Below are 17,595 nucleotides of genomic sequence, written 5' to 3' on the forward strand. Positions count from 1 at the left end.
CCCGGGGTCTCGGCGTCAACGGCGAGGGCGGGAGGAGAGGCGGGAGAGGGCGGCGGGGACGGCGAAGAGGAGGACGATCGCGAGGACGATGCCGCGGACGATCCAGAGGCCGGGCTCCCAGATCACCTCGTAGTTCCCGGGGAGGCCGAGGAACGCGGCGATGATCGAGCCCCACGACGCGCGACCGCTGCTGTCCGTGTCGATCGACAGTCCACCCACGATGCTCAGCACGCCGAGGCTCAGCAGCACGATCGGCATGATGAGGGCGCCGGGCTTCGCCTCCCCGCGCGCGATCAGTCGGATCACCGTCACGAGCGAGACGAGCGGGAACACGAAGAAGAACCAGACGAGGGCGCCGAGCAGCAGCCCCACGACGATGAAGACCGGCACCCAGAGGAGCATCCAGGGGCCTTCGTCGGCGACGAAGTAGTCCGGGTCGCGGAGGATCGCGACGACGAAGCCCGCCAGGGTCCCCAGCGGGAGCACCGCCAGCACCCACCAGAACACGGCCTTCGGCACGCGTTTCCGGTCCCCCAGCCGCGTCATCACGATCTGGATGATGACCGCGGCGGCGAGCGCCGGGAGGCCGAACATCGCGATGATGGGCCCGGCGCCGTCGTTCTCCCGCAGGTCGAGCACAGTGAGGATCATCCACGACACGGCGAGCGCCCCGAGCACGATGGCCGCGACCGGACGCACGGGCGAGGCTTCTCCCCGTGCGCCGGCTCCCCCCGGTGCCGTCACGTCAGGCGCCGCGGAGGCGCTCCGCCAGGTAGGCGTGCAGCTCGTCGATGGGGACGCGCTCCTGCGCCATCGTGTCGCGGTCGCGCACGGTCACGGCACGGTCGTCGAGCGAGTCGAAGTCGACCGTGACGCAGAACGGCGTGCCGATCTCGTCCTGGCGGCGGTAGCGACGACCGATCGCACCGGCGTCGTCGAAGTCGACGGCCCACGAACCGCGGAGTGTGTCGGCCACCTCGCGGGCGAGCGGCGACAGGTTCTCGTTGCGCGACAGCGGGAGCACCGCCGCCTTGACCGGAGCCAGGCGCGGGTCGAGCTTGAGCACGGTGCGGGTGTCGGTGCCGCCCTTGGCGTTGGGCACCTGCTCCTCGACGTACGCGTCGACGAGGAAGGCCATCATCGCGCGAGTGAGTCCGAACGACGGCTCGATCACGTACGGCGTGTAGCGCTCGCCCGTGGCCTGGTCGAAGTACGTCAGGCTCTGGCCGGAGGCCTCGCTGTGGCTGGAGAGGTCGTAGTCGGTGCGGTTGGCGACGCCCATGAGCTCGCCCCACTCCTTGCCCGCGAAGCCGAAGCGGTACTCGACGTCGATGGTGCCGGCCGAGTAGTGCGCGCGGTCCTCCTCCGGCACGTCGAACTGCCGCATGTTCTCCGGGTCGATGCCGAGGTCGATGAACCAGTTCCAGCACGCCTCGACCCAGTGGTCGAACCACTGCGGCGCCTCGGCGGGCGGCGTGAAGAACTCGATCTCCATCTGCTCGAACTCGCGGGTGCGGAAGATGAAGTTGCCGGGGGTGATCTCGTTGCGGAACGCCTTGCCGACCTGGCCGATGCCGAACGGCGGCTTCTTGCGGCTCGCGGTGAGCACGTTCGAGAAGTTCACGAAGATGCCCTGTGCGGTCTCGGGGCGCAGGTAGTAGAGGCCGGACTCGTCGTCGACGACGCCGAGGTAGGTCTTCACCAGACCGGAGAAGGCCTTCGGCTCGGTGTACTGCCCCTTGGTGCCGCAGTTCGGGCAGGGGATGTCGGCGAGACCGTTCTCGGCCTTGCGACCCTTGCGCGCCTCGAAGTCCTCGATGAGGTTGTCGGCACGGAAGCGCTTGTGGCACTGCAGGCACTCGACGAGCGGGTCGGTGAAGGTCGCGACGTGACCCGAGGCCTCCCACACGCGCTTCGGCAGGATGATGCTGGAGTCGAGACCGACCATGTCGCCGCGGCCGCGCACGAAGGTCTGCCACCACTGCCGCCGGATGTTCTCCTTCAGCTCGGTGCCGAGGGGTCCGTAGTCCCAGGCCGACCGGGAACCGCCGTAGATCTCACCCGCCTGGAACACGAAACCGCGGTGGCGGGCGAGGGCGATGACCTTGTCGAGGCGGGACTGTTCGGCCACGGTGGCTCCAATGGTCGGATGCGGAGAATGCCCGTGAGCACGGGCACCCCCATTCTATCCGGGGCCGGAGCGCAACCCCTGGCCGCGGGACCCGCGGGAGGAGTACCGTCCCACGCATGAGCACCACCGCGCAGCCGCCCGCCTCCCGCGACGAGGACACCCGCTTCTTCGGACAGCCGTGGTCGCTCGTGCACATCTTCGGCGTGGAGATGTGGGAGCGCTTCAGCTTCTACGGCATGCAGGGCATCCTGCTCATCTACCTGTACTTCTCGGTGGCCGATGGCGGTCTCGGCCTTCCGGAGGCGGTGGCGGGCGGGATCGTCGGCGCGTACGGCGGCTCCGTGTACCTGTCCACCATCCTCGGGGCCTGGCTCGCCGATCGGCTGTTCGGCTCCGAGCGGGTGCTGTTCGTCAGCGCCATCGTCATCGTCTCGGGCCACCTCGCCCTCGCCCTCCTGCCGGGGTTCGTCGGCGTGGGGGTCGGACTCGTGCTCGTGGCCCTCGGCTCGGGAGGCCTGAAGGCGAACGCGACGTCGGTCGTGGGGACGCTGTACCGTCCGGACGACGTGCGGCGCGACGCCGGGTTCTCGCTGTTCTACCTCGGCATCAACCTGGGCGCGTTCCTCGGTCCGATCCTCACCGGGCTGCTGCAGTCGACCCTGGGCTTCCACTGGGGATTCGGCCTCGCCGCCCTCGGCATGACCCTGGGTCTCGTGCAGTACTCGTTCGGCCGCCGCGGCCTGCCCGCCTCCGCGCGCGCGGTGCCGAACCCGCTCCCCCGCTCGCGCTATCCGCTGGTCGCCGGCATCGCCGTCGGCGCGGTCGTCGTCATCGCGGTGCTCGTGCTGACCGGGGTCATCCAGGCCGACAACCTCGCCACCATCGTGATCGTGGTCACGGTGGTCGCCGCCGTCGCCTACTTCGCGGTGATCCTCGGCAGTCGCCGTATCGACGCCACCGAGCGCTCGCGTGTCTGGGGCTTCCTGCCGCTGTTCCTCACCAGCGTCGCGTTCTGGTCGTTGTACCAGCAGCAGTTCACGGTGCTGACGATCTACTCCGACAAGCGCCTCGACCGCGACCTGTTCGGGTGGGAGATGCCGGTGTCGTGGGTGCAGTCGATCAACCCGGTGTTCATCATCATCCTGTCCGGGGTCTTCGCGGCCATCTGGACGAAGCTGGGGACGCGTCAGCCGTCGACCCCCGTCAAGTTCGGGCTGGCCGCGATCATCATGGGCTCCGCGTTCCTGCTGTTCCTGCCGTTCTCCGGCGGCGGTGCGAACTCGACGCCGCTGCTCGCGATCGTCGGCATCCTCTTCGTGTTCACGGTCGCCGAGCTGTTGCTCTCGCCCGTGGGGCTGTCGGTGACGACGAAGCTCGCCCCGGCCGTGTTCCACACGCAGATGGTCGCGCTGTTCTTCCTGTCGATCGCCCTCGGCACCGCCATCTCGGGCGAGCTCGTGAAGTTCTACGATCCGGAGAACGAGGTGCCGTACTTCTCGATCCTCGGCGGCATCGCGATCCTCGTCGGCATCGGACTGCTGCTGAGCGTGAAGCCGGTGCTGCGGCTCATGCGGGGCGTGCGGTGACGGCCCCGGCGATCACGCGGTGAAGAGGTAACCCCGGCCGGTCTCGAAGCCCGCGATGTGGAGGCCGCTGCCGAGCAGCCCCTCCATCTGCGCGCGCAGCCGCAGCCGCCACTCGTGCGCGGCCGCCGGGTCGGACTCCCGCATGCCCTCGATGTCGTCCGGGATCTCCAGCGTCTCGACGACGGCGTCCTCCGCCGGGGGCTTGGCGATGTCCGCGAGCGCCCACTCGACGTCGAGGCGGTCGCTCTCGTCGCCCGCGTCGCCGCCGCCGAAGATGCCGTACCGGTTCACCGAGTAGCCCGTGGCGCGCGCGCCGAGGACGGTGAGGAAGAAGTGCGCGTTCCGGGCGACCAGCGGGTCGAAGGTCCAGGTGATGCGGCCGACGTCGCGGGAGAACGCCCACTGCCGCTGGTGCTCCTTGAGCTCACGGCCCCATCCGCGCCCCCGGTACTCGGGCAGCAGAGCCGTGATGTGCGAGTGCATGGCGCGACGGGCCGGTTCGCCGAAGAAGGCGATCGAGGCGCCGACCATGCGCTCCTCGTCGCCCTCGCCGTCGAAGAAGCCGACGACGTAGTTGCCCGACTGCTGCAGGGCACGGAGGGTCCCGGCGTCCACCACGCGCTGCGGGCCCCGGATGGAGTCGAGCAGGCTCTGGGCGTCGAGGATGAGTTCAACGGTGTCGAGATCGCGGATGGTTCGCACGATCCCAGTCTGCCCCTCCTCCGCCCGTTCGCGGAAACCGACTCCGGCTCACCGGTACGGGAAGGCCTCGCCCCCACCCGCGGCGAGCGCCTCCGCGACGATGCGGAGGTGTTCCTCGGCCATGTCCGCCGGCAGCGGCGGCAGGATCCCGTCCCAGAACGCGAGCACCGCGCCGCGGCCCTGCATCATCCCGGCCGGACGACCCAGCGCCCACATGTGCATGTGCGCGGAGCCGTCGTTCCAGCGCCCGAAGTGACAGCGGGCGACGCCGGGGATGCTCTTCACCGCCTCGGACACGCGCTGCATCAGCGGCCCGAGGGCGGCGAGCACGTCCTGCGGCGCGTTCTCCAGGAGCCAGTGCTCGCGCGGTGCGACGCCGCCGATGAAGGGCAGACCGCCGACGTCCCACCCGGCGCGCACCTGCCAGAGGTCGTCGTGCCAGATGGTGTGCACGCTCGGACCGCAGTGGCCGCACGCGGCCGGATCGTGCTCGCCGGCGCGGGGCTTCTCCGGCACGAGCATCGGCTCGAGCGGCCGCATCGTGACGATCTCGAACGCCCAGGGCACCCCGTCCGCGAGCGCCGAGGCGTCGAGCACCTCGCCGATCGGGAGCCGGCGGTGGTACGCGGAGTCGGCGGGGTGCTGCGCGGGCGCGGAGTCGTCGGTCATCCGGCCATGCAACCACATCGGCCCCTCCCCTCCGGGAACGCCGATAGCCTGAGCCGGTGGGTGCGAACGACGACAGAGCCAGGAAACGCCTCTCCCGTACCCCTCCGCGGTGGGCGATCATCGCGGTGCTGGCGTTCGCGGGCCTGTGCTCCTCGTTCATGTTCACCCTCGTCGTGCCGCTGCAGGCCGAGCTGCCGCAGCTGCTGAACTCCTCGCGCGAGGACACCACCTGGGTGGTGACGATCACCCTGCTCGTGGCCGCCGTCGCGACCCCGATCTCCGGCCGTCTCGGCGACATGTACGGCAAACGCCGGGTGGTCATCGCGCTCCTCGCGATCCTCATCGTGGGATCGGTCATCGCCGCGCTCTCCGGATCGATCGTCGGCGTCATCATCGGCCGCGCCCTCCAGGGGGCCGTGACCGGCGTCGTGCCCCTCGGCATCGCCATCATGCGCGACGTGCTGCCGCCCGAGCGCCTCGGCACCGCGGTGGCCCTGATGAGCGCCACCATGGGCGTCGGCGGGGCGATCGGCATGCCCGTCGCCGCGCTGCTCGCCGAGAACGCCGACTGGCACATGCTGTTCTGGCTCGCCGCCGCCCTCGGAGTCCTCGGGCTGCTCCTCGTGCTCGCCGTGGTGCCGGAGGACGTGCTCCGCTCCCCCGGGCGCCTCGACGTGCTCGGGGCCATCGGACTCGCCATCGGCCTCACCGGTCTGCTGCTGTTCGTGTCGCGCGGCGCCGAGTGGGGCTGGACGGCGCCGCTCACCCTCGTCTGCGTGATCGGCGGCGTGGCGGTGCTGCTGCTGTGGGGCTGGTACCAGCTGCGCACGGACGATCCGCTGCTCGACCTCCGCGTCGCCGCCCGGCCCGCCGTCCTCTTCACCAATATCGCCGCGATCGGCATGGGCTTCGCCCTGTTCGCCTCGAACGTCACGTTCCCGCAGATGCTGGAGATGCCGGCGGTGGGCGGCGCCGGATTCGGGCTCGACATGGTGGCCGCGTCGCTCGTGATCATGCCGGCGGGTCTGGTCATGATGGTGATCTCGCCGCTGTCCGGGTGGCTGGAGCGCACCGTGGGGCCGCGTCCGCTCTTCACCGTCGGGGCCGTCGCGATCGTGCTCGCCTACGTCTTCGTGCTGCTGTGGTCGACCGAGGTGTGGCACATCTTCGTCGCCAACATCTTCATCGGCGTCGGCATCGGGTTCACCTTCGCCGCGATGCCCATGATCATCATGCGCACCGTGCCCGCGAACGAGACCGGGGCGTCGAACGGCCTCAACGCGCTGTTCCGCTCCGTGGGCACCTCGACGGCCTCGGCCGTGATGGGCGGGGTGCTCGCGGCGATGAGCGTGGACGTCGGCGGGGTGGCCGTGCCGACGCGGGCCGCGTTCGAGGTCTGCTTCTGGCTCGCGATCGCCGCCGGCATCCTGGCCGTGGTCCTGTCGCTGTTCATCCCGCGACGGCGCGCCGAAGAGCCGCACCCCTCCCTGCGCTGACCCGTTCGGCGGTCGTTGATTCGCATCGAGGTCGCAGAGATTCCGCAGAACGTGCGACCTACGGCGGATCTGCGACCTGCGGCGGAGGGTCAGCGGGAGATCGTGCGCGGATCCGGGTCGTCGGCACGCGGTGGCCGCAGCCGGGCGGGAAGCGGCCACGGCAGGGTGAACTGCGCGGTCGCGGGACGGGTCATGTCCCCGAAGTCGTCGACCTTCACGACGATGCGCCCCGGCGTGCCCTCTTCGTCCGGCGTCACCTCGAGGATGCGCACCCGCAGCGGGCGGTCACCCTCCCCCTCGAGCATCCACGGATCGGCGAGCCAAGCGATGCCGTGGTCCTCCAGCGCGGCCTCCGCGTCGAGCCACTCGCCCGGGCCGGAGACTCTCCGCCCGAGGACATCGACGGCTATCCAGTCCTCGCCCTCCGGATGGATCCAGCCGAGCAGCTCGCCGTCGTCGCGGCGGTGCGGGGTCCAGGCATGAGGCATGCCCCGATGCTAGCCCGTACGTCGCACGATCAGGCGCTCGCGCGACATCAGGCCGGGTGCGCCCCCGTCGCCTGACGCCACGCGGATGCCTGCGTTCGCGCGCGGGATTCCGGGGACGTGGGAACAGGAGCACACGCGAGGTCAGGCGACCGCGGGAGGTCAGGCTCGTTGTCACTCTGGACGCCTGATGCGGCGCGGATGCCTGCGCGGGGTCAGGCGGGGTCAGTGCGTGTACTCCATGAGCTCGACGCCGAGCACGCGGAAGGCGTCGTGCGCGCGGAGGCGGTGGCTGATCGACAGGTCGTCGAAGCACACGATCATCGAGTAGGCGACACCGGCCCGCGGCCCCGCGAGCACGCCCGCCTCAGCGCGCACTCCCCGGTCGCGGCCGGTCTTGTTCACGAATAGCAGGCCGTGCGCGTCGTGCTCGTGCGCGAAGGGGTCGAGCCCGGTCGAGGCGGCCACGAGGCTGAGGTCCTGGTTGAGGCTGAGCCATTCCGACACCTGGGCGCTGACGGCGGCATCCACGACCTGGGAGTTCACGAGCGCGGAGAACAGCCCGGCCAGCTCGCGCGCCGACCCCACCGCGACCTGCGGGGCGTCGTCCGGACCACGGCGATCGCGGAACCGGTCGAGCAGGGCGGTGCGACGCAGCCCCAGCCCCTCGATGCGCTCCCGCACCCGGTCGTGCCCCACCTTCTCCAGCAGGATGTTCACGGCGATCGGATCGCCGGCCGTCGCGGCGAGCACAGCGAGGTCTTCCAGCGGCAGCGCCGGGGCCCGCAGGTGTCGCCACAGCCCGGAGCTCTCCACGGCCTCGACGCTCGTGCGCTCCACGATCTCGAGCGGGTCGAGGGCGCCGGACTCGAACGCCGCCGCCACCTCGATGAGCAGCGGGACCACCCCGAGGCCCGCGACGGGCATGGTCACGTGGTCGTCTCCCGCCAGCACGTGCACATGGGAGTCGAGGTCGACCACATGCACCGACACCTGCGCCCCGGAGCTCGCGAGGCCTTCGAGGGCCTTCAGCGTCGACGTGAACGACCGCCGGCCGACGGCCACGCGGCGCGGCAGCCGACGGGCTCCCGGCCGCTGCGAACGGCGACCGCTGGTCGACTCGGGCGCGCTCCCGGACGCTCCGGGAGCCGAGGGGTTCCGGAACGCGTCACCAGGGTCGGTCGCACCCACGCGTGGTCCTTCAGGAGGGGGAGGGATACTGCACATCCGGGAAGGGGCGCCCGGCGGCAGGGCTATCGTAACCCCACCACCGGAGCGTGCCTCACAGAGTCCGGAGGTTCGTCACCAGATGGTCACACGGGACGACTCCGGCAGCCAGAGGGCATCCTTCTCGGTGACGCCGAAGGCGTCGTAGAACGCATCGATGTTGCGGACGATCTGGTTGCACCGGAACTCGTTGGGCGAGTGCGGGTCGATCGTCAGCAGGCGCAGCGTCTCGGCCTCGCGGCTCTTCTGCTGCCAGACCTGCGCCCAGGACAGGAGCAGCCGCTGGACACCGGTGTAGCCGTCGATGACCGGCCCTTCGACGGGCTCCGGCACCGACGGATCGGCCCGCAGCGACAGCTCGTACGCCTTCAGCGCGATCCCGAGGCCGCCCAGATCGCCGATGTTCTCACCGATGGTGAGGGCGCCATTCACGTGATGCTCGGCGTCCAGTCCCTCCGGCACGAGGGCGTCGTACTGCGCGATGAGCGCCTTCGTGCGCTCCTCGAAGGCCGCGCGATCCGCGTCGGTCCACCAGTCCTGCAGGCGCCCCTCGCCATCGTATCGGCTGCCCTGGTCGTCGAAGCCGTGGCCGATCTCATGCCCGATGACCGCGCCGATCCCGCCGTAGTTCGCGGCCGCGTCCCGTCCGGCGTCGAAGAACGGGTACTGGAGGATGGCTGCGGGGAAGACGATCTCGTTCATCGAGGGGTTGTAGTACGCGTTCACCATCTGCGGCGGCATGTGCCACTCGGTGCGGTCGATCGGCTTCCCGACCTTGTCGATGTTGCGGTCGTGCTCGAAGATCGCCGCGCGGCGCACGTTGCCGAGGAGATCGGTCCGGTCGATCACGAGGGCCGAGTAGTCACGCCACACCTCGGGGTGGCCGATCTTCGGGGTGAACGCGTCCAGCTTCGCCAGCGCCCGCTGCCGGGTCTCCGCGGTCATCCACTCCAGGGTCTCGATGCTCTGCCGATAGGCCTCGACGAGGTTCGCGACGAGCTCGTCCATGGCCGCCTTCGCCGTCGGCGGGTAGTGCCGCTCGACGTAGACCTTGCCGATCGCCTCGCCCAGGGCCCCTTCGGTGACGGAGACGCCGCGCTTCCAGCGTTCGCGGATCGTGGGGACGCCGGTGAGCTGGGTGCCGTAGAACGAGAAGTTCTCCTGCACGAGCTCGTCGGTGAGGTAGGGCGCAGCCGCGTGCACGACCTTCGCACGCAGCCAGGCCTTCCAGTCGTCCAGCCGCTCGGGAGTGAGCAGAGCGCCCAGCCCCTCGAAGAAGCTCGGCTGCGCGACGACGACCTCGTCGAACGCCTGCGGGTTCGTCGGCGTCACGGCTTCGCGCCACGGACTGAGGTCGACGCCGGCGAGCTCCTGCAGCTCGTCCCACGTCTTGAGGTTGTAGGTCGCCACCGCGTCACGGCTGCGCACGTTGTCCCAGTGGTGTCCGGCGAGCTCGGTCTCCAGCGCGATGGAGCGCTCGGCCTGCGCCGCGGCATCGGTCACGCCGGCGAGCGAGAGCAGGCGCTCCAGGTGCTCCCGGTACGCCGCGCGGGTCTCCGCGAAGGTGTCGAGACGGAAGTAGCTCTCGTCCGGCAGCGAGAGCCCGGCCTGCACGAGCACCGGGAGGTAGCGCTCCGGGTTCCCGGGGTCGCCGTCGACGTAGAGGCCGATCACCGCCGCCCGGCCCTCCCGGTCGTAGGTGCCCACGGTGCGCAGGAAGGCCGGGATGCCGTCGATCGCGTCGATCTCGGCGAACGTCTCGGCCAGCGGGGTCACGCCGGCGGCGGCGATGCGGTCGGTGTCCATGAAGCTCGCGAAGAGGTCGCCGATCTTGCGGGCGAGGGTGCCCTCCTCCGCCTCCTGCGACTCCTCGACGATCGCACGGACGTCCTTCTCGGCCTGCTCGGCCAGCAGATGGAAGGAGCCCCAGCGCGCCTTGTCCCCGGGGATCTCGGTGCGAGCGATCCAGGCGCCGTTCACGTGGCGATACAGGTCGTCCTGCGGGCGGATGTCGGGGCTGAGGTCGTCGAGCGCGAGGCCCGCGGGAAGCACGTCGGTCATGCGCTCCAGCCTATGGCCGGGGTCCCCCACGGTGTCCAGAAGACCTCAGTCCCGGCGTCGGCGCCCGAAGCGTCGGCGCCGCGGCGACGTCTCGGGCAGCGGTGTCCGCGCGGCCCGGCGTTCCGCCCACGCGACGACCTCGGCGTCGACGTCGCGCAGCGGGGTCACGACGGGAGGTCCGCCCTGGAGCTGGCGTCGGGCCTCGCGCACACGCCGGTTGAAGTCCTCGAGCACCTCGCGCACGTCGGACTCGCGACCGAGGAGGTCGAGCTGCCCGTCGAGCTCGCGGTCCTCCGTGCGCAGGAGGATGGCGGGAGGGCCGAGCCCGGTCAGGCCCTCGGTCTCGATCTTCCGGCGGATCCACCAGTCCGGGTCGTGGTGGTCGCCGAGACCTTCGAGCGGCTTCCCGGCTCCCGGCAGATCGTCGAAGTCGCCGCGACGGATGGCGACCTGGATGGCGGATTCGACGAAGGCGGCGCGGTCCACCGCGGCCGCGGCACCGGGCGGCGCGGCGGTGTCCGCCTCGTCGGGGACAGCATCGCCCTGCTGCTGCCGCGCTCGATAGCGCGCGGCCGCCTCCCGGGGATCCGTCATGGTGCGCCTCCGTCCGCTGGGAGCTCCTCCTTCACCCTACGTCCGGTCGAGGCCGGCGGTCTCGGGCGTCGACGACAGGTCATAGGCTCGGAGGATGGCCGCCCGCACCTCCCTGAACCGCGAGATCCTGCGCCTGGCGGTCCCCGCCCTCGGCGCGCTCATCGCGGAGCCGGCCTTCCTCATCGTCGACGCCGCCCTCGTCGGCCATCTCGGCACTGTCCCCCTCGCCGGGCTCGGCATCGCCGGAGCCGTGCTGCAGACGATCGTCGGCCTCATGGTGTTCCTCGCGTACTCCACGACCCCCGCGGTCGCGCGACGATTCGGGGCCGGGCGTCCGGGAGAGGCGGTCTCCGTCGGGATCAACGGCATGTGGCTCGCGCTCGGCCTGGGTGCCGTGCTCGCCGTCGTCGGCGCCGTCTCGTCCCCCTGGCTCGTCTCCCTGTTCGGCGCGAGCGCCGAGGTCGCGGCGCAGGCGAACGAGTACCTCGTGATCTCGATGTGGGGTCTCCCCGCGATGCTCATCGTGTTCGCCGCCACCGGTCTCCTGCGCGGGATGCAGGACACCATGACGCCGCTGTGGATCGCGGGGCTCGGCTTCGCGGCGAATGCCCTGCTGAACTGGCTCTTCATCTACGGACTCGGCTGGGGCATCGCCGGCTCCGCGGCGGGCACCGTGACGGCGCAGTGGGGCATGGTCGCGGCGTACGCGCTCGTGGTCCGGCGCCTCGCGACCCGGCACAGCGCCTCGTTGCGTGCCCAGCGGGAGGGCCTGCGCCACACCGCGACGTCGGGCGGCTGGCTGTTCCTCCGCACCGTGAGCCTGCGCATCGCCCTGCTCGCGACCGTGGCCGTGGCGACCGGGATCGGCACCGAGGAGCTCGCCGGGTGGCAGATCGTGTTCACCATCTTCTCCGCGGCGGCCTTCGCCCTCGACGCGCTCGCGATCGCCGCGCAGGCGCTGATCGGCAAGGAGCTGGGCGCCGGTGACGAGGAGCAGGTGCGGCGAGTGCTGGCGCGGACGGTCGCGTGGGGAGCGTGGTTCGGCGTCGTGGTCGGCGCCGTCATCGCCGCCCTCTCCGGGGTGCTCGGCATCGTCTTCACCGGCGATCAGGGCGTGGCAGAGGTGGTGCAGCCGGCCCTGATCGTGCTCGCGGTGGCGCAGCCGGTCGCGGGCGTGGTGTTCGTGCTCGACGGAGTGCTCATGGGAGCGAACGACGCCCGGTACCTGGCGATCGCGGGCGGTCTGAACCTCGTGCCGTTCCTGCCCACCCTGGCGATCATCGCCGCGACGGGGGTCGACGGCACCGCCGGCCTCGTGTGGCTCGCCGTCGCGTTCTTCGGGGTGTACCTGCTCGCACGGCTGGCGACGCTGGGGTGGCGAGTGCGCTCCGGCCGGTGGCTCGCCGCGCCGGCGTAGCTCCTCCACAGGCGACCCGAAGAACGACTTATCCCTTGCCGCCGGGCACAGCGGAATACAGCGCCCCGCCACTCTGTCGCTCCGGTCCAGCATGGAGCGACACTGAAGGGCTGCTGGGGATGAACGACGCGCAGGTATGGACGACGATCGGGGTTCTCGCCTCGGGCATGTACGCCACGATCACGCTCATGGCGACGATGTTCGTGAGGATCATCAAGACGGAGATCGGCACGGTCCGCACGGAGATCGGCGGGATCCACACGGAGATCGGCGGGATCAAGGGCGAGATCGGCGGGATCAAGGGCGAGATCGGCGGGATCAAGGGCGAGATCGGCGGGATCAGGGGCGAGATCGTCGGCGTGAAAGCCGAGATCGGGGATCTCCGGAAGGAGGTGCACGGTCTGAGCCGGCGCATGGACGGCCTCGACCGCGACGTCAGCGCGATCTCGCGGCACCTTTTCGGCATCGATCCGGCCTGACGAAGCAGGTACGACCGCTCGTCGTGCTCACTCCGCGTGGCGACGACACCACTCGTACATGATGACGGCGGCGGCGGCACTCGCGTTGATCGATCGGGTCGAGCCGTACTGCGTGATCTCGATGTGACCGGAGGCGGCAGCCAGTGCCTCCGGCGACAGGCCCGGCCCCTCCTGACCGAAGAGGAGCACGCACGAGCGCGGCAGGTCGGCGCGGTCCACCGGCACGGCCCCGTCGACGTTGTCGATCGCGATGACGGGCAGACCCTCTGCGGCCGCCCAGGCGGCGAAGGTCGCGATGTCCTCGTGGTGCACGACGTGCTGGTAGCGGTCGGTCACCATGGCGCCGCGCTTGTTCCAGCGACGGCGGCCGATGATGTGCACCGTATCGGCGAGGAACGCGTTGGCGCTGCGCACGATGGAACCGATGTTCATGTCGTGCTGCCAGTTCTCGATCGCGACGTGGAACGGATGACGCCGCGTATCGAGATCAGCGACGATCGCCTCCATGCGCCAGTAGCGATAGCGGTCGATGACGTTTCGCGTGTCGCCGTGCGCGAGGAGCTCGGGATCGTACTGCTCTCCCTCAGGCCAGGCCGACAGCCCTCCGGGCCAGGGGCCGACGCCGTATCCGGGCTGCGCCGAGGACCCCCCGGGGGCGGTCGGTTCCGTGCTCTCGGGGCGCTGCGCTTCCATCCCGCCAGGCTATCGCCGCCTCCGCCTGGTCGCCGTCGGGCGGAGGAGCCGGCACCCCATCGTCGAAGGAGTCCCGGCCATCACGACACGATATTTAGGTGTGCCGAAAAATACGCTACGGTTTCGGTGTGCCTAAAAATTCCGCCGCCTCCGTGATCCCTGCTCGCACCGCTTCGCCGCGCCTGCTGTGGCTGCTGGGACCGGCGCTGGTGGCGGGTGTGGCCTATCTCGACCCGGGCAACGTCGCCAGCAACATGACAGCGGGGGCGCAGTACGGCTATCTGCTCGTGTGGGTGGTCGTCGCCGGCAACGTGATGGCCTGGCTGATCCAGTACCTGTCCGCGAAGCTCGGCGTCGTCACCGGCCAGAGCCTCCCGGAGGTGCTGGGCCAGCGGCTGCGCCGCCCCTGGGCCCGCCGCGCCTACTGGCTCCAGGCGGAGCTGGTCGCGATGGCGACGGACCTCGCCGAGGTCATCGGCGGCGCCGTCGCCCTGAACCTTCTCTTCGGCGTGCCGCTGCTGTGGGGCGGCCTCATCACCGGGGCCGTGTCCATGGTCCTGCTCGCGGTGCAGAACCGTCGCGGCGCCCGACCGTTCGAGTTCGTGATCATCGGCCTCATGTTCGTGATCACGATCGGCTTCATGGCCGGCCTGTTCCTCGCGCCACCCGACCCGGCCGGCGTCGTGAGCGGCCTCGTGCCGCGCTTCGAGGACACGGGGTCCGTGCTCCTCGCCGCCTCGATCCTCGGCGCGACGATCATGCCGCACGCGATCTACGCGCACTCCTCTCTGGCCCGCGACCGGTTCGGTGCGACGAGTGCCGAGACGACCGAGGAGGCGGCCCGGATCGAGACCTCGCGGATCCGCCGCCTGCTCACGGCGACGCGCTGGGATGTGACGATCGCGATGGTCATCGCGGGCTCGGTGAACCTCGGAATCCTCCTGCTCGCGGCGGCGAACCTCGCGGGCGTCGCGGGCACCGACTCGCTGGAGGGGGCGCACGCCGCCCTCGCCGCAGGCCTCGGCCCGGTCGTGGCGACCTTCTTCGCCGTGGGGCTGCTCGCCTCGGGTCTCGCCTCGACCTCCGTCGGCGCGTACGCGGGCGCCGAGATCATGCACGGCCTCCTGCACGTGCGCATCCCCCTGCTGGCCCGGCGCCTGGTGACGCTCATCCCCGCGCTGGTGATCCTCGGCATCGGGGTGGACCCCACGCTCGCCCTCGTCCTCAGCCAGGTCGTGCTGTCGTTCGGCATCCCGTTCGCGCTGATCCCGCTCGTCACCCTCACCGCGCAGCGCCGCACGCTCGGCGCCTGGGTCAACCGGCCGTGGACGACGGTCGCCGGCGTCGTGGCCTCCGTGCTCCTCATCGCCCTGAACGGCGCCCTGCTCTGGCTGGTGCTGACGGGGGCATGACGCCGGATAGGCTCGACATCATGTCTGCAGACTCCGCCCGACGCACCGTCCGCCTCCTCACCTGGAGCGGCTTCGCGACCGGCGTCATCGGCGGTCTGCTCATCGCATTCCCGAAGGTCATCGGCCCGGCCAGCCCGTGGGTGCAGCTCGCGCTCGGCGTCGCGACCCTGATCTTCGCCTTCCGTGCCCGCAAGGTGGGCATCGCCGAGGTGGAGGGCTTCGACGGGCGCCTCTCGCTCGCCGCCGCCCTCCTGGGATTCCTCGTGCTCTTCTTCGCGGGGCAGGCGGCCGTGATCCTGCTCGGCTCCGCGGGCGCCTGACTCAGGCCGCGAGGCCGGCCGACCCGGACACGTAAGGTGGTGGGGTGGCATCCCCGGCAGCTGACGACTATCTGAAGACCGTCTACGCGCACACCGAGTGGCAGGATGCGCCGATCACCCCCTCGGTCCTGGCGGCCAAGCTCGGCATCGCCCCGTCGTCGGTCACGGAGATGGTGAAGAAGCTCGCCGCGGCGGGACTCGTGTCGCACGTGCCCTACGGAGCGGTCCGGCTGACGGACGCGGGGACCACCCGAGCCCTCGCGATGGTCCGCCGCCACCGCCTCATCGAGACCTGGCTCGTGCAGGAGTTCGGGTACGGATGGGATGAGGTGCACGACGAGGCCGAGGTGCTGGAGCACACCATCAGCGACCGGCTGCTCGAGGGCATCGACGAGCGCCTGGGGCGGCCGCGCTTCGACCCGCACGGAGACGCCATCCCGGACGCGGAGGGCCGCATCGAACGGGAGCCCTTCGTCCTGCTCGCGGACGCCCCGGACGGACACACCGGCCGCGTGCTCCGCGTCGACGACCGCGACCCGGAGCTCCTGCGGACCCTCGACTCCCACGGGGTCGTCGTCGGGACGACCGTGACGGTGACCCCGTCCGGCATCGCCCTCGACGGCACCGAGCCGCCGCTGCCCCCCGCCGCCCGCGACGTGGTGTGGTTGTCGGCCTGACCCCGGCTTCGAATCGCGCACTTTGCGGCAAACCGGCCGGGGATGGGACCAATCAGGCGATTCGAAAGGAAAGGTGGGGCCTCTAGGCTGAGCACATGGCACACCGTGACGACATCGAATGCTGGCTCACCGACATGGACGGCGTGCTCGTCCATGAGAACGACGCCATCCCCGGGGCCTCCGAACTCCTCGCCGGATGGGAGCGCAACGAGATCCCCTACCTCGTGCTCACGAACAACTCGATCTTCACCGCCCGCGACCTCTCGGCCCGCCTCCGTGCGAGCGGCCTGATCGTGCCGGAGGAGCGCATCTGGACCTCGGCGCTCGCGACCGCCGACTTCCTCGCGCAGCAGCTCCCGGGCGGCTCCGCCTTCGTCATCGGCGAGGCCGGCATCCTCACCGCGCTGCACGAGGCCGGCTTCATCATGACCGAGACGAACCCCGACTTCGTCGTCGTCGGCGAGACCCGCAACTACTCGTTCGAGGCCATCACGAAGGCCATCCGCCACATCATCAACGGCTCGCGCTTCATCGTGACCAACCCGGACGCCACCGGCCCGAGCGCCGACGGGGTGCTGCCGGCCACGGGTGCGATCGCCGCCCTCATCACCAAGGCCACCGGCAAGGAGCCCTACGTCGTCGGCAAGCCCAATCCGATGATGTTCCGTTCGGCCCTGAACAAGATCGGCGCGCACTCGAAGAAGACCGGCATGATCGGCGACCGGATGGACACGGACATCGTCGCCGGCATCGAGGCGGGTTTGCACACGGTGCTCGTGCTCACCGGCATCAGCGACCAGCGGATCATCGAGCAGTACCCCTTCCGCCCGGACGAGATCGTCGACTCGGTCGCCGACCTGCTGCCGACCATCACCGACTCGATCCCCACCCTCGACGAGGACTGACGTGGGCGCCCTCGACGACGGCGAGCGGGTCACGGCGGCGGACGCCGCGGCCTGGCGCGCCTGGCTCGAGGCGAACCACGAACGCACGGCCGGGGTGTGGCTGCTGAGCGTGCGCGGGCGATCCGCCACCGGCGTCGGCTACGAGGACGCCGTCCGGCAGGCGCTGTGCTTCGGGTGGATCGACGGCCCGGTGCGCACGTTCGACGACGAGACCGGTGGCCAGTGGTTCTCCCCTCGGCGCCCGGGGAGCGGCTGGGCGGCGACGAACAAGGCCCGTATCGCGGAGCTGGAGGCCGCGGGGCTCCTCGCTCCGGCCGGCATCCGTGCGCTGGAGACGGCGAAGGCGAACGGCTCCTGGACCGTCCTCGACGGCCCCGAGGCCGGCATCGAGCCGCCGGAGCTCACGGCCGCCCTCGACGCGGTGCCCGCGGCGAGGGGGAACTGGGATGCGTTCCCGAAGTCGGTGAAGAAGCTCGGCCTCACGCACATCGCGATGGCCAAGCGGCCGGAGACCAGGGCCGCGCGCATCGCGAAGATCGTGGCGGATGCCGCGGAGGGGAAGCGCCCATGAACCAGAGCGACCTGCTGTTCCTCGTCCTGTTCCTCATCATGCTCACGTCGCTGGTCGTGTTCGTGGTGCAGTTCGTGCGTTCCCGCCGCCGCGGCGGCGAGGACGACGACCGTGCCGGCTGGTGGGAGGGCCCCTGGGACGACGACGACCGCCGGCGCTGAGCCGACGGC

General features: G+C 70.7%; 19 protein-coding genes. 10 read left to right on the forward strand and 9 right to left on the reverse strand.

The window, feature by feature from the left end; genetic code table 11:
• Nucleotides 1–15: 15 nt before the first annotated feature.
• Together AB0300_RS06395 and AB0300_RS06400 are read right to left on the reverse strand one after the other, a co-directional pair.
• The gene (locus tag AB0300_RS06395) at nt 16–699 is read right to left on the reverse strand and encodes a hypothetical protein (RefSeq protein ID WP_366215681.1); all 684 of its coding nucleotides are present in this window, start codon (nt 697–699) and stop codon (nt 16–18) included.
• A gap of 46 nt (nt 700–745) precedes the next feature.
• Nucleotides 746–2,131 carry a glycine--tRNA ligase gene (locus AB0300_RS06400; RefSeq protein WP_025104883.1) on the reverse strand — a complete coding sequence of 462 codons (1,386 nt, stop codon included), beginning with the start codon at nt 2,129–2,131 and terminating at the stop codon, nt 746–748.
• A gap of 116 nt (nt 2,132–2,247) precedes the next feature.
• On the opposite strand from AB0300_RS06400, the gene AB0300_RS06405 reads away from it, so the two are divergent.
• Entirely contained in the window at nt 2,248–3,717 is a 1,470-nt protein-coding gene (locus AB0300_RS06405; protein WP_025104884.1) for an oligopeptide:H+ symporter, read from the forward strand.
• A 12-nt stretch (nt 3,718–3,729) separates the two neighbouring features.
• Here AB0300_RS06405 and AB0300_RS06410 read toward each other — a convergent pair whose 3' ends face one another.
• A complete protein-coding gene (locus tag AB0300_RS06410) occupies nt 3,730–4,419 on the reverse strand; it encodes a GNAT family N-acetyltransferase (RefSeq protein WP_025104885.1) in 690 nt (229 codons plus the stop codon).
• Between the two features lie 48 nt (nt 4,420–4,467).
• A complete protein-coding gene (locus AB0300_RS06415; RefSeq protein WP_366215682.1) occupies nt 4,468–5,088 on the reverse strand; it encodes a hypothetical protein in 621 nt (206 codons plus the stop codon).
• A gap of 56 nt (nt 5,089–5,144) precedes the next feature.
• On the opposite strand from AB0300_RS06415, the gene AB0300_RS06420 reads away from it, so the two are divergent.
• Nucleotides 5,145–6,584 carry an MFS transporter gene (locus tag AB0300_RS06420; RefSeq protein WP_366215683.1) on the forward strand — a complete coding sequence of 480 codons (1,440 nt, stop codon included), beginning with the start codon at nt 5,145–5,147 and terminating at the stop codon, nt 6,582–6,584.
• An 89-nt stretch (nt 6,585–6,673) separates the two neighbouring features.
• Here AB0300_RS06420 and AB0300_RS06425 read toward each other — a convergent pair whose 3' ends face one another.
• The 4 genes from AB0300_RS06425 to AB0300_RS06440 all read right to left on the reverse strand — a co-directional run bounded on the left by AB0300_RS06425 (nt 6,674) and on the right by AB0300_RS06440 (nt 10,951).
• A complete protein-coding gene (locus AB0300_RS06425) occupies nt 6,674–7,072 on the reverse strand; it encodes a hypothetical protein (protein ID WP_366215684.1) in 399 nt (132 codons plus the stop codon).
• Nucleotides 7,073–7,294: 222 nt separating this feature from the next.
• Nucleotides 7,295–8,260 carry a serine hydrolase gene (locus tag AB0300_RS06430; RefSeq protein WP_366215685.1) on the reverse strand — a complete coding sequence of 322 codons (966 nt, stop codon included), beginning with the start codon at nt 8,258–8,260 and terminating at the stop codon, nt 7,295–7,297.
• A gap of 111 nt (nt 8,261–8,371) precedes the next feature.
• Nucleotides 8,372–10,357 carry a M13-type metalloendopeptidase gene (locus AB0300_RS06435; protein ID WP_025104890.1) on the reverse strand — a complete coding sequence of 662 codons (1,986 nt, stop codon included), beginning with the start codon at nt 10,355–10,357 and terminating at the stop codon, nt 8,372–8,374.
• Between the two features lie 45 nt (nt 10,358–10,402).
• Nucleotides 10,403–10,951, reverse strand: a complete 549-nt coding sequence (locus AB0300_RS06440; protein WP_126894240.1) for a DUF1992 domain-containing protein — start codon at nt 10,949–10,951, stop codon at nt 10,403–10,405.
• 94 nt (nt 10,952–11,045) lie between these two features.
• Here AB0300_RS06440 and AB0300_RS06445 point away from each other — a divergent pair, with 94 nt between their 5' ends.
• Nucleotides 11,046–12,368, forward strand: a complete 1,323-nt coding sequence (locus tag AB0300_RS06445) for an MATE family efflux transporter (protein ID WP_303709185.1) — start codon at nt 11,046–11,048, stop codon at nt 12,366–12,368.
• A 119-nt stretch (nt 12,369–12,487) separates the two neighbouring features.
• Nucleotides 12,488–12,847, forward strand: coding sequence for a hypothetical protein (locus AB0300_RS06450; RefSeq protein WP_313622526.1), 360 nt, complete (start codon nt 12,488–12,490; stop codon nt 12,845–12,847).
• Between the two features lie 27 nt (nt 12,848–12,874).
• Here the strand turns inward: AB0300_RS06450 and AB0300_RS06455 are convergent, their stop codons facing one another.
• Nucleotides 12,875–13,540, reverse strand: a complete 666-nt coding sequence (locus tag AB0300_RS06455; RefSeq protein WP_366215686.1) for a TrmH family RNA methyltransferase — start codon at nt 13,538–13,540, stop codon at nt 12,875–12,877.
• A gap of 128 nt (nt 13,541–13,668) precedes the next feature.
• Here AB0300_RS06455 and AB0300_RS06460 point away from each other — a divergent pair, with 128 nt between their 5' ends.
• The 6 genes from AB0300_RS06460 to AB0300_RS06485 all read left to right on the forward strand — a co-directional run bounded on the left by AB0300_RS06460 (nt 13,669) and on the right by AB0300_RS06485 (nt 17,586).
• Nucleotides 13,669–14,952 carry an Nramp family divalent metal transporter gene (locus AB0300_RS06460; RefSeq protein WP_366215687.1) on the forward strand — a complete coding sequence of 428 codons (1,284 nt, stop codon included), beginning with the start codon at nt 13,669–13,671 and terminating at the stop codon, nt 14,950–14,952.
• 20 nt (nt 14,953–14,972) lie between these two features.
• Nucleotides 14,973–15,272 carry a hypothetical protein gene (locus AB0300_RS06465; RefSeq protein WP_366215688.1) on the forward strand — a complete coding sequence of 100 codons (300 nt, stop codon included), beginning with the start codon at nt 14,973–14,975 and terminating at the stop codon, nt 15,270–15,272.
• 44 nt (nt 15,273–15,316) lie between these two features.
• Nucleotides 15,317–15,949, forward strand: coding sequence for a metal-dependent transcriptional regulator (locus tag AB0300_RS06470; RefSeq protein ID WP_085605626.1), 633 nt, complete (start codon nt 15,317–15,319; stop codon nt 15,947–15,949).
• 95 nt (nt 15,950–16,044) lie between these two features.
• Nucleotides 16,045–16,854, forward strand: coding sequence for an HAD-IIA family hydrolase (locus AB0300_RS06475; protein WP_025104898.1), 810 nt, complete (start codon nt 16,045–16,047; stop codon nt 16,852–16,854).
• A gap of 1 nt (nt 16,855) precedes the next feature.
• Nucleotides 16,856–17,425, forward strand: coding sequence for a YdeI/OmpD-associated family protein (locus AB0300_RS06480; RefSeq protein ID WP_366215689.1), 570 nt, complete (start codon nt 16,856–16,858; stop codon nt 17,423–17,425).
• A complete protein-coding gene (locus AB0300_RS06485; protein ID WP_366215690.1) occupies nt 17,422–17,586 on the forward strand; it encodes a hypothetical protein in 165 nt (54 codons plus the stop codon). Before AB0300_RS06480 ends, AB0300_RS06485 begins: the two co-directional genes overlap by 4 nt.
• The last annotated feature ends 9 nt before the right edge of the window (nt 17,587–17,595 follow it).

The sequence above is a fragment of the Microbacterium sp. NPDC078814 genome (assembly GCF_040702645.1).
Taxonomy (GTDB): domain Bacteria; phylum Actinomycetota; class Actinomycetes; order Actinomycetales; family Microbacteriaceae; genus Microbacterium.

Excerpts from the sequence above, each read along its gene's own strand:
- AB0300_RS06485 (WP_366215690.1), top strand. The coding sequence starts at position 17,422 with ATGAACCAGAGCGACCTGCTGTTCCTCGTCCTGTTCCTCATCATGCTC.
- AB0300_RS06450 (WP_313622526.1), top strand. The coding sequence starts at position 12,488 with ATGAACGACGCGCAGGTATGGACGACGATCGGGGTTCTCGCCTCGGGC.
- AB0300_RS06405 (WP_025104884.1), top strand. The coding sequence starts at position 2,248 with ATGAGCACCACCGCGCAGCCGCCCGCCTCCCGCGACGAGGACACCCGC.
- AB0300_RS06455 (WP_366215686.1), bottom strand. The coding sequence starts at position 13,540 with ATGGAAGCGCAGCGCCCCGAGAGCACGGAACCGACCGCCCCCGGGGGG.
- AB0300_RS06445 (WP_303709185.1), top strand. The coding sequence starts at position 11,046 with ATGGCCGCCCGCACCTCCCTGAACCGCGAGATCCTGCGCCTGGCGGTC.
- AB0300_RS06415 (WP_366215682.1), bottom strand. The coding sequence starts at position 5,088 with ATGACCGACGACTCCGCGCCCGCGCAGCACCCCGCCGACTCCGCGTAC.
- AB0300_RS06425 (WP_366215684.1), bottom strand. The coding sequence starts at position 7,072 with ATGCCTCATGCCTGGACCCCGCACCGCCGCGACGACGGCGAGCTGCTC.
- AB0300_RS06440 (WP_126894240.1), bottom strand. The coding sequence starts at position 10,951 with ATGACGGATCCCCGGGAGGCGGCCGCGCGCTATCGAGCGCGGCAGCAG.
- AB0300_RS06435 (WP_025104890.1), bottom strand. The coding sequence starts at position 10,357 with ATGACCGACGTGCTTCCCGCGGGCCTCGCGCTCGACGACCTCAGCCCC.
- AB0300_RS06475 (WP_025104898.1), top strand. The coding sequence starts at position 16,045 with ATGGCACACCGTGACGACATCGAATGCTGGCTCACCGACATGGACGGC.
- AB0300_RS06465 (WP_366215688.1), top strand. The coding sequence starts at position 14,973 with ATGTCTGCAGACTCCGCCCGACGCACCGTCCGCCTCCTCACCTGGAGC.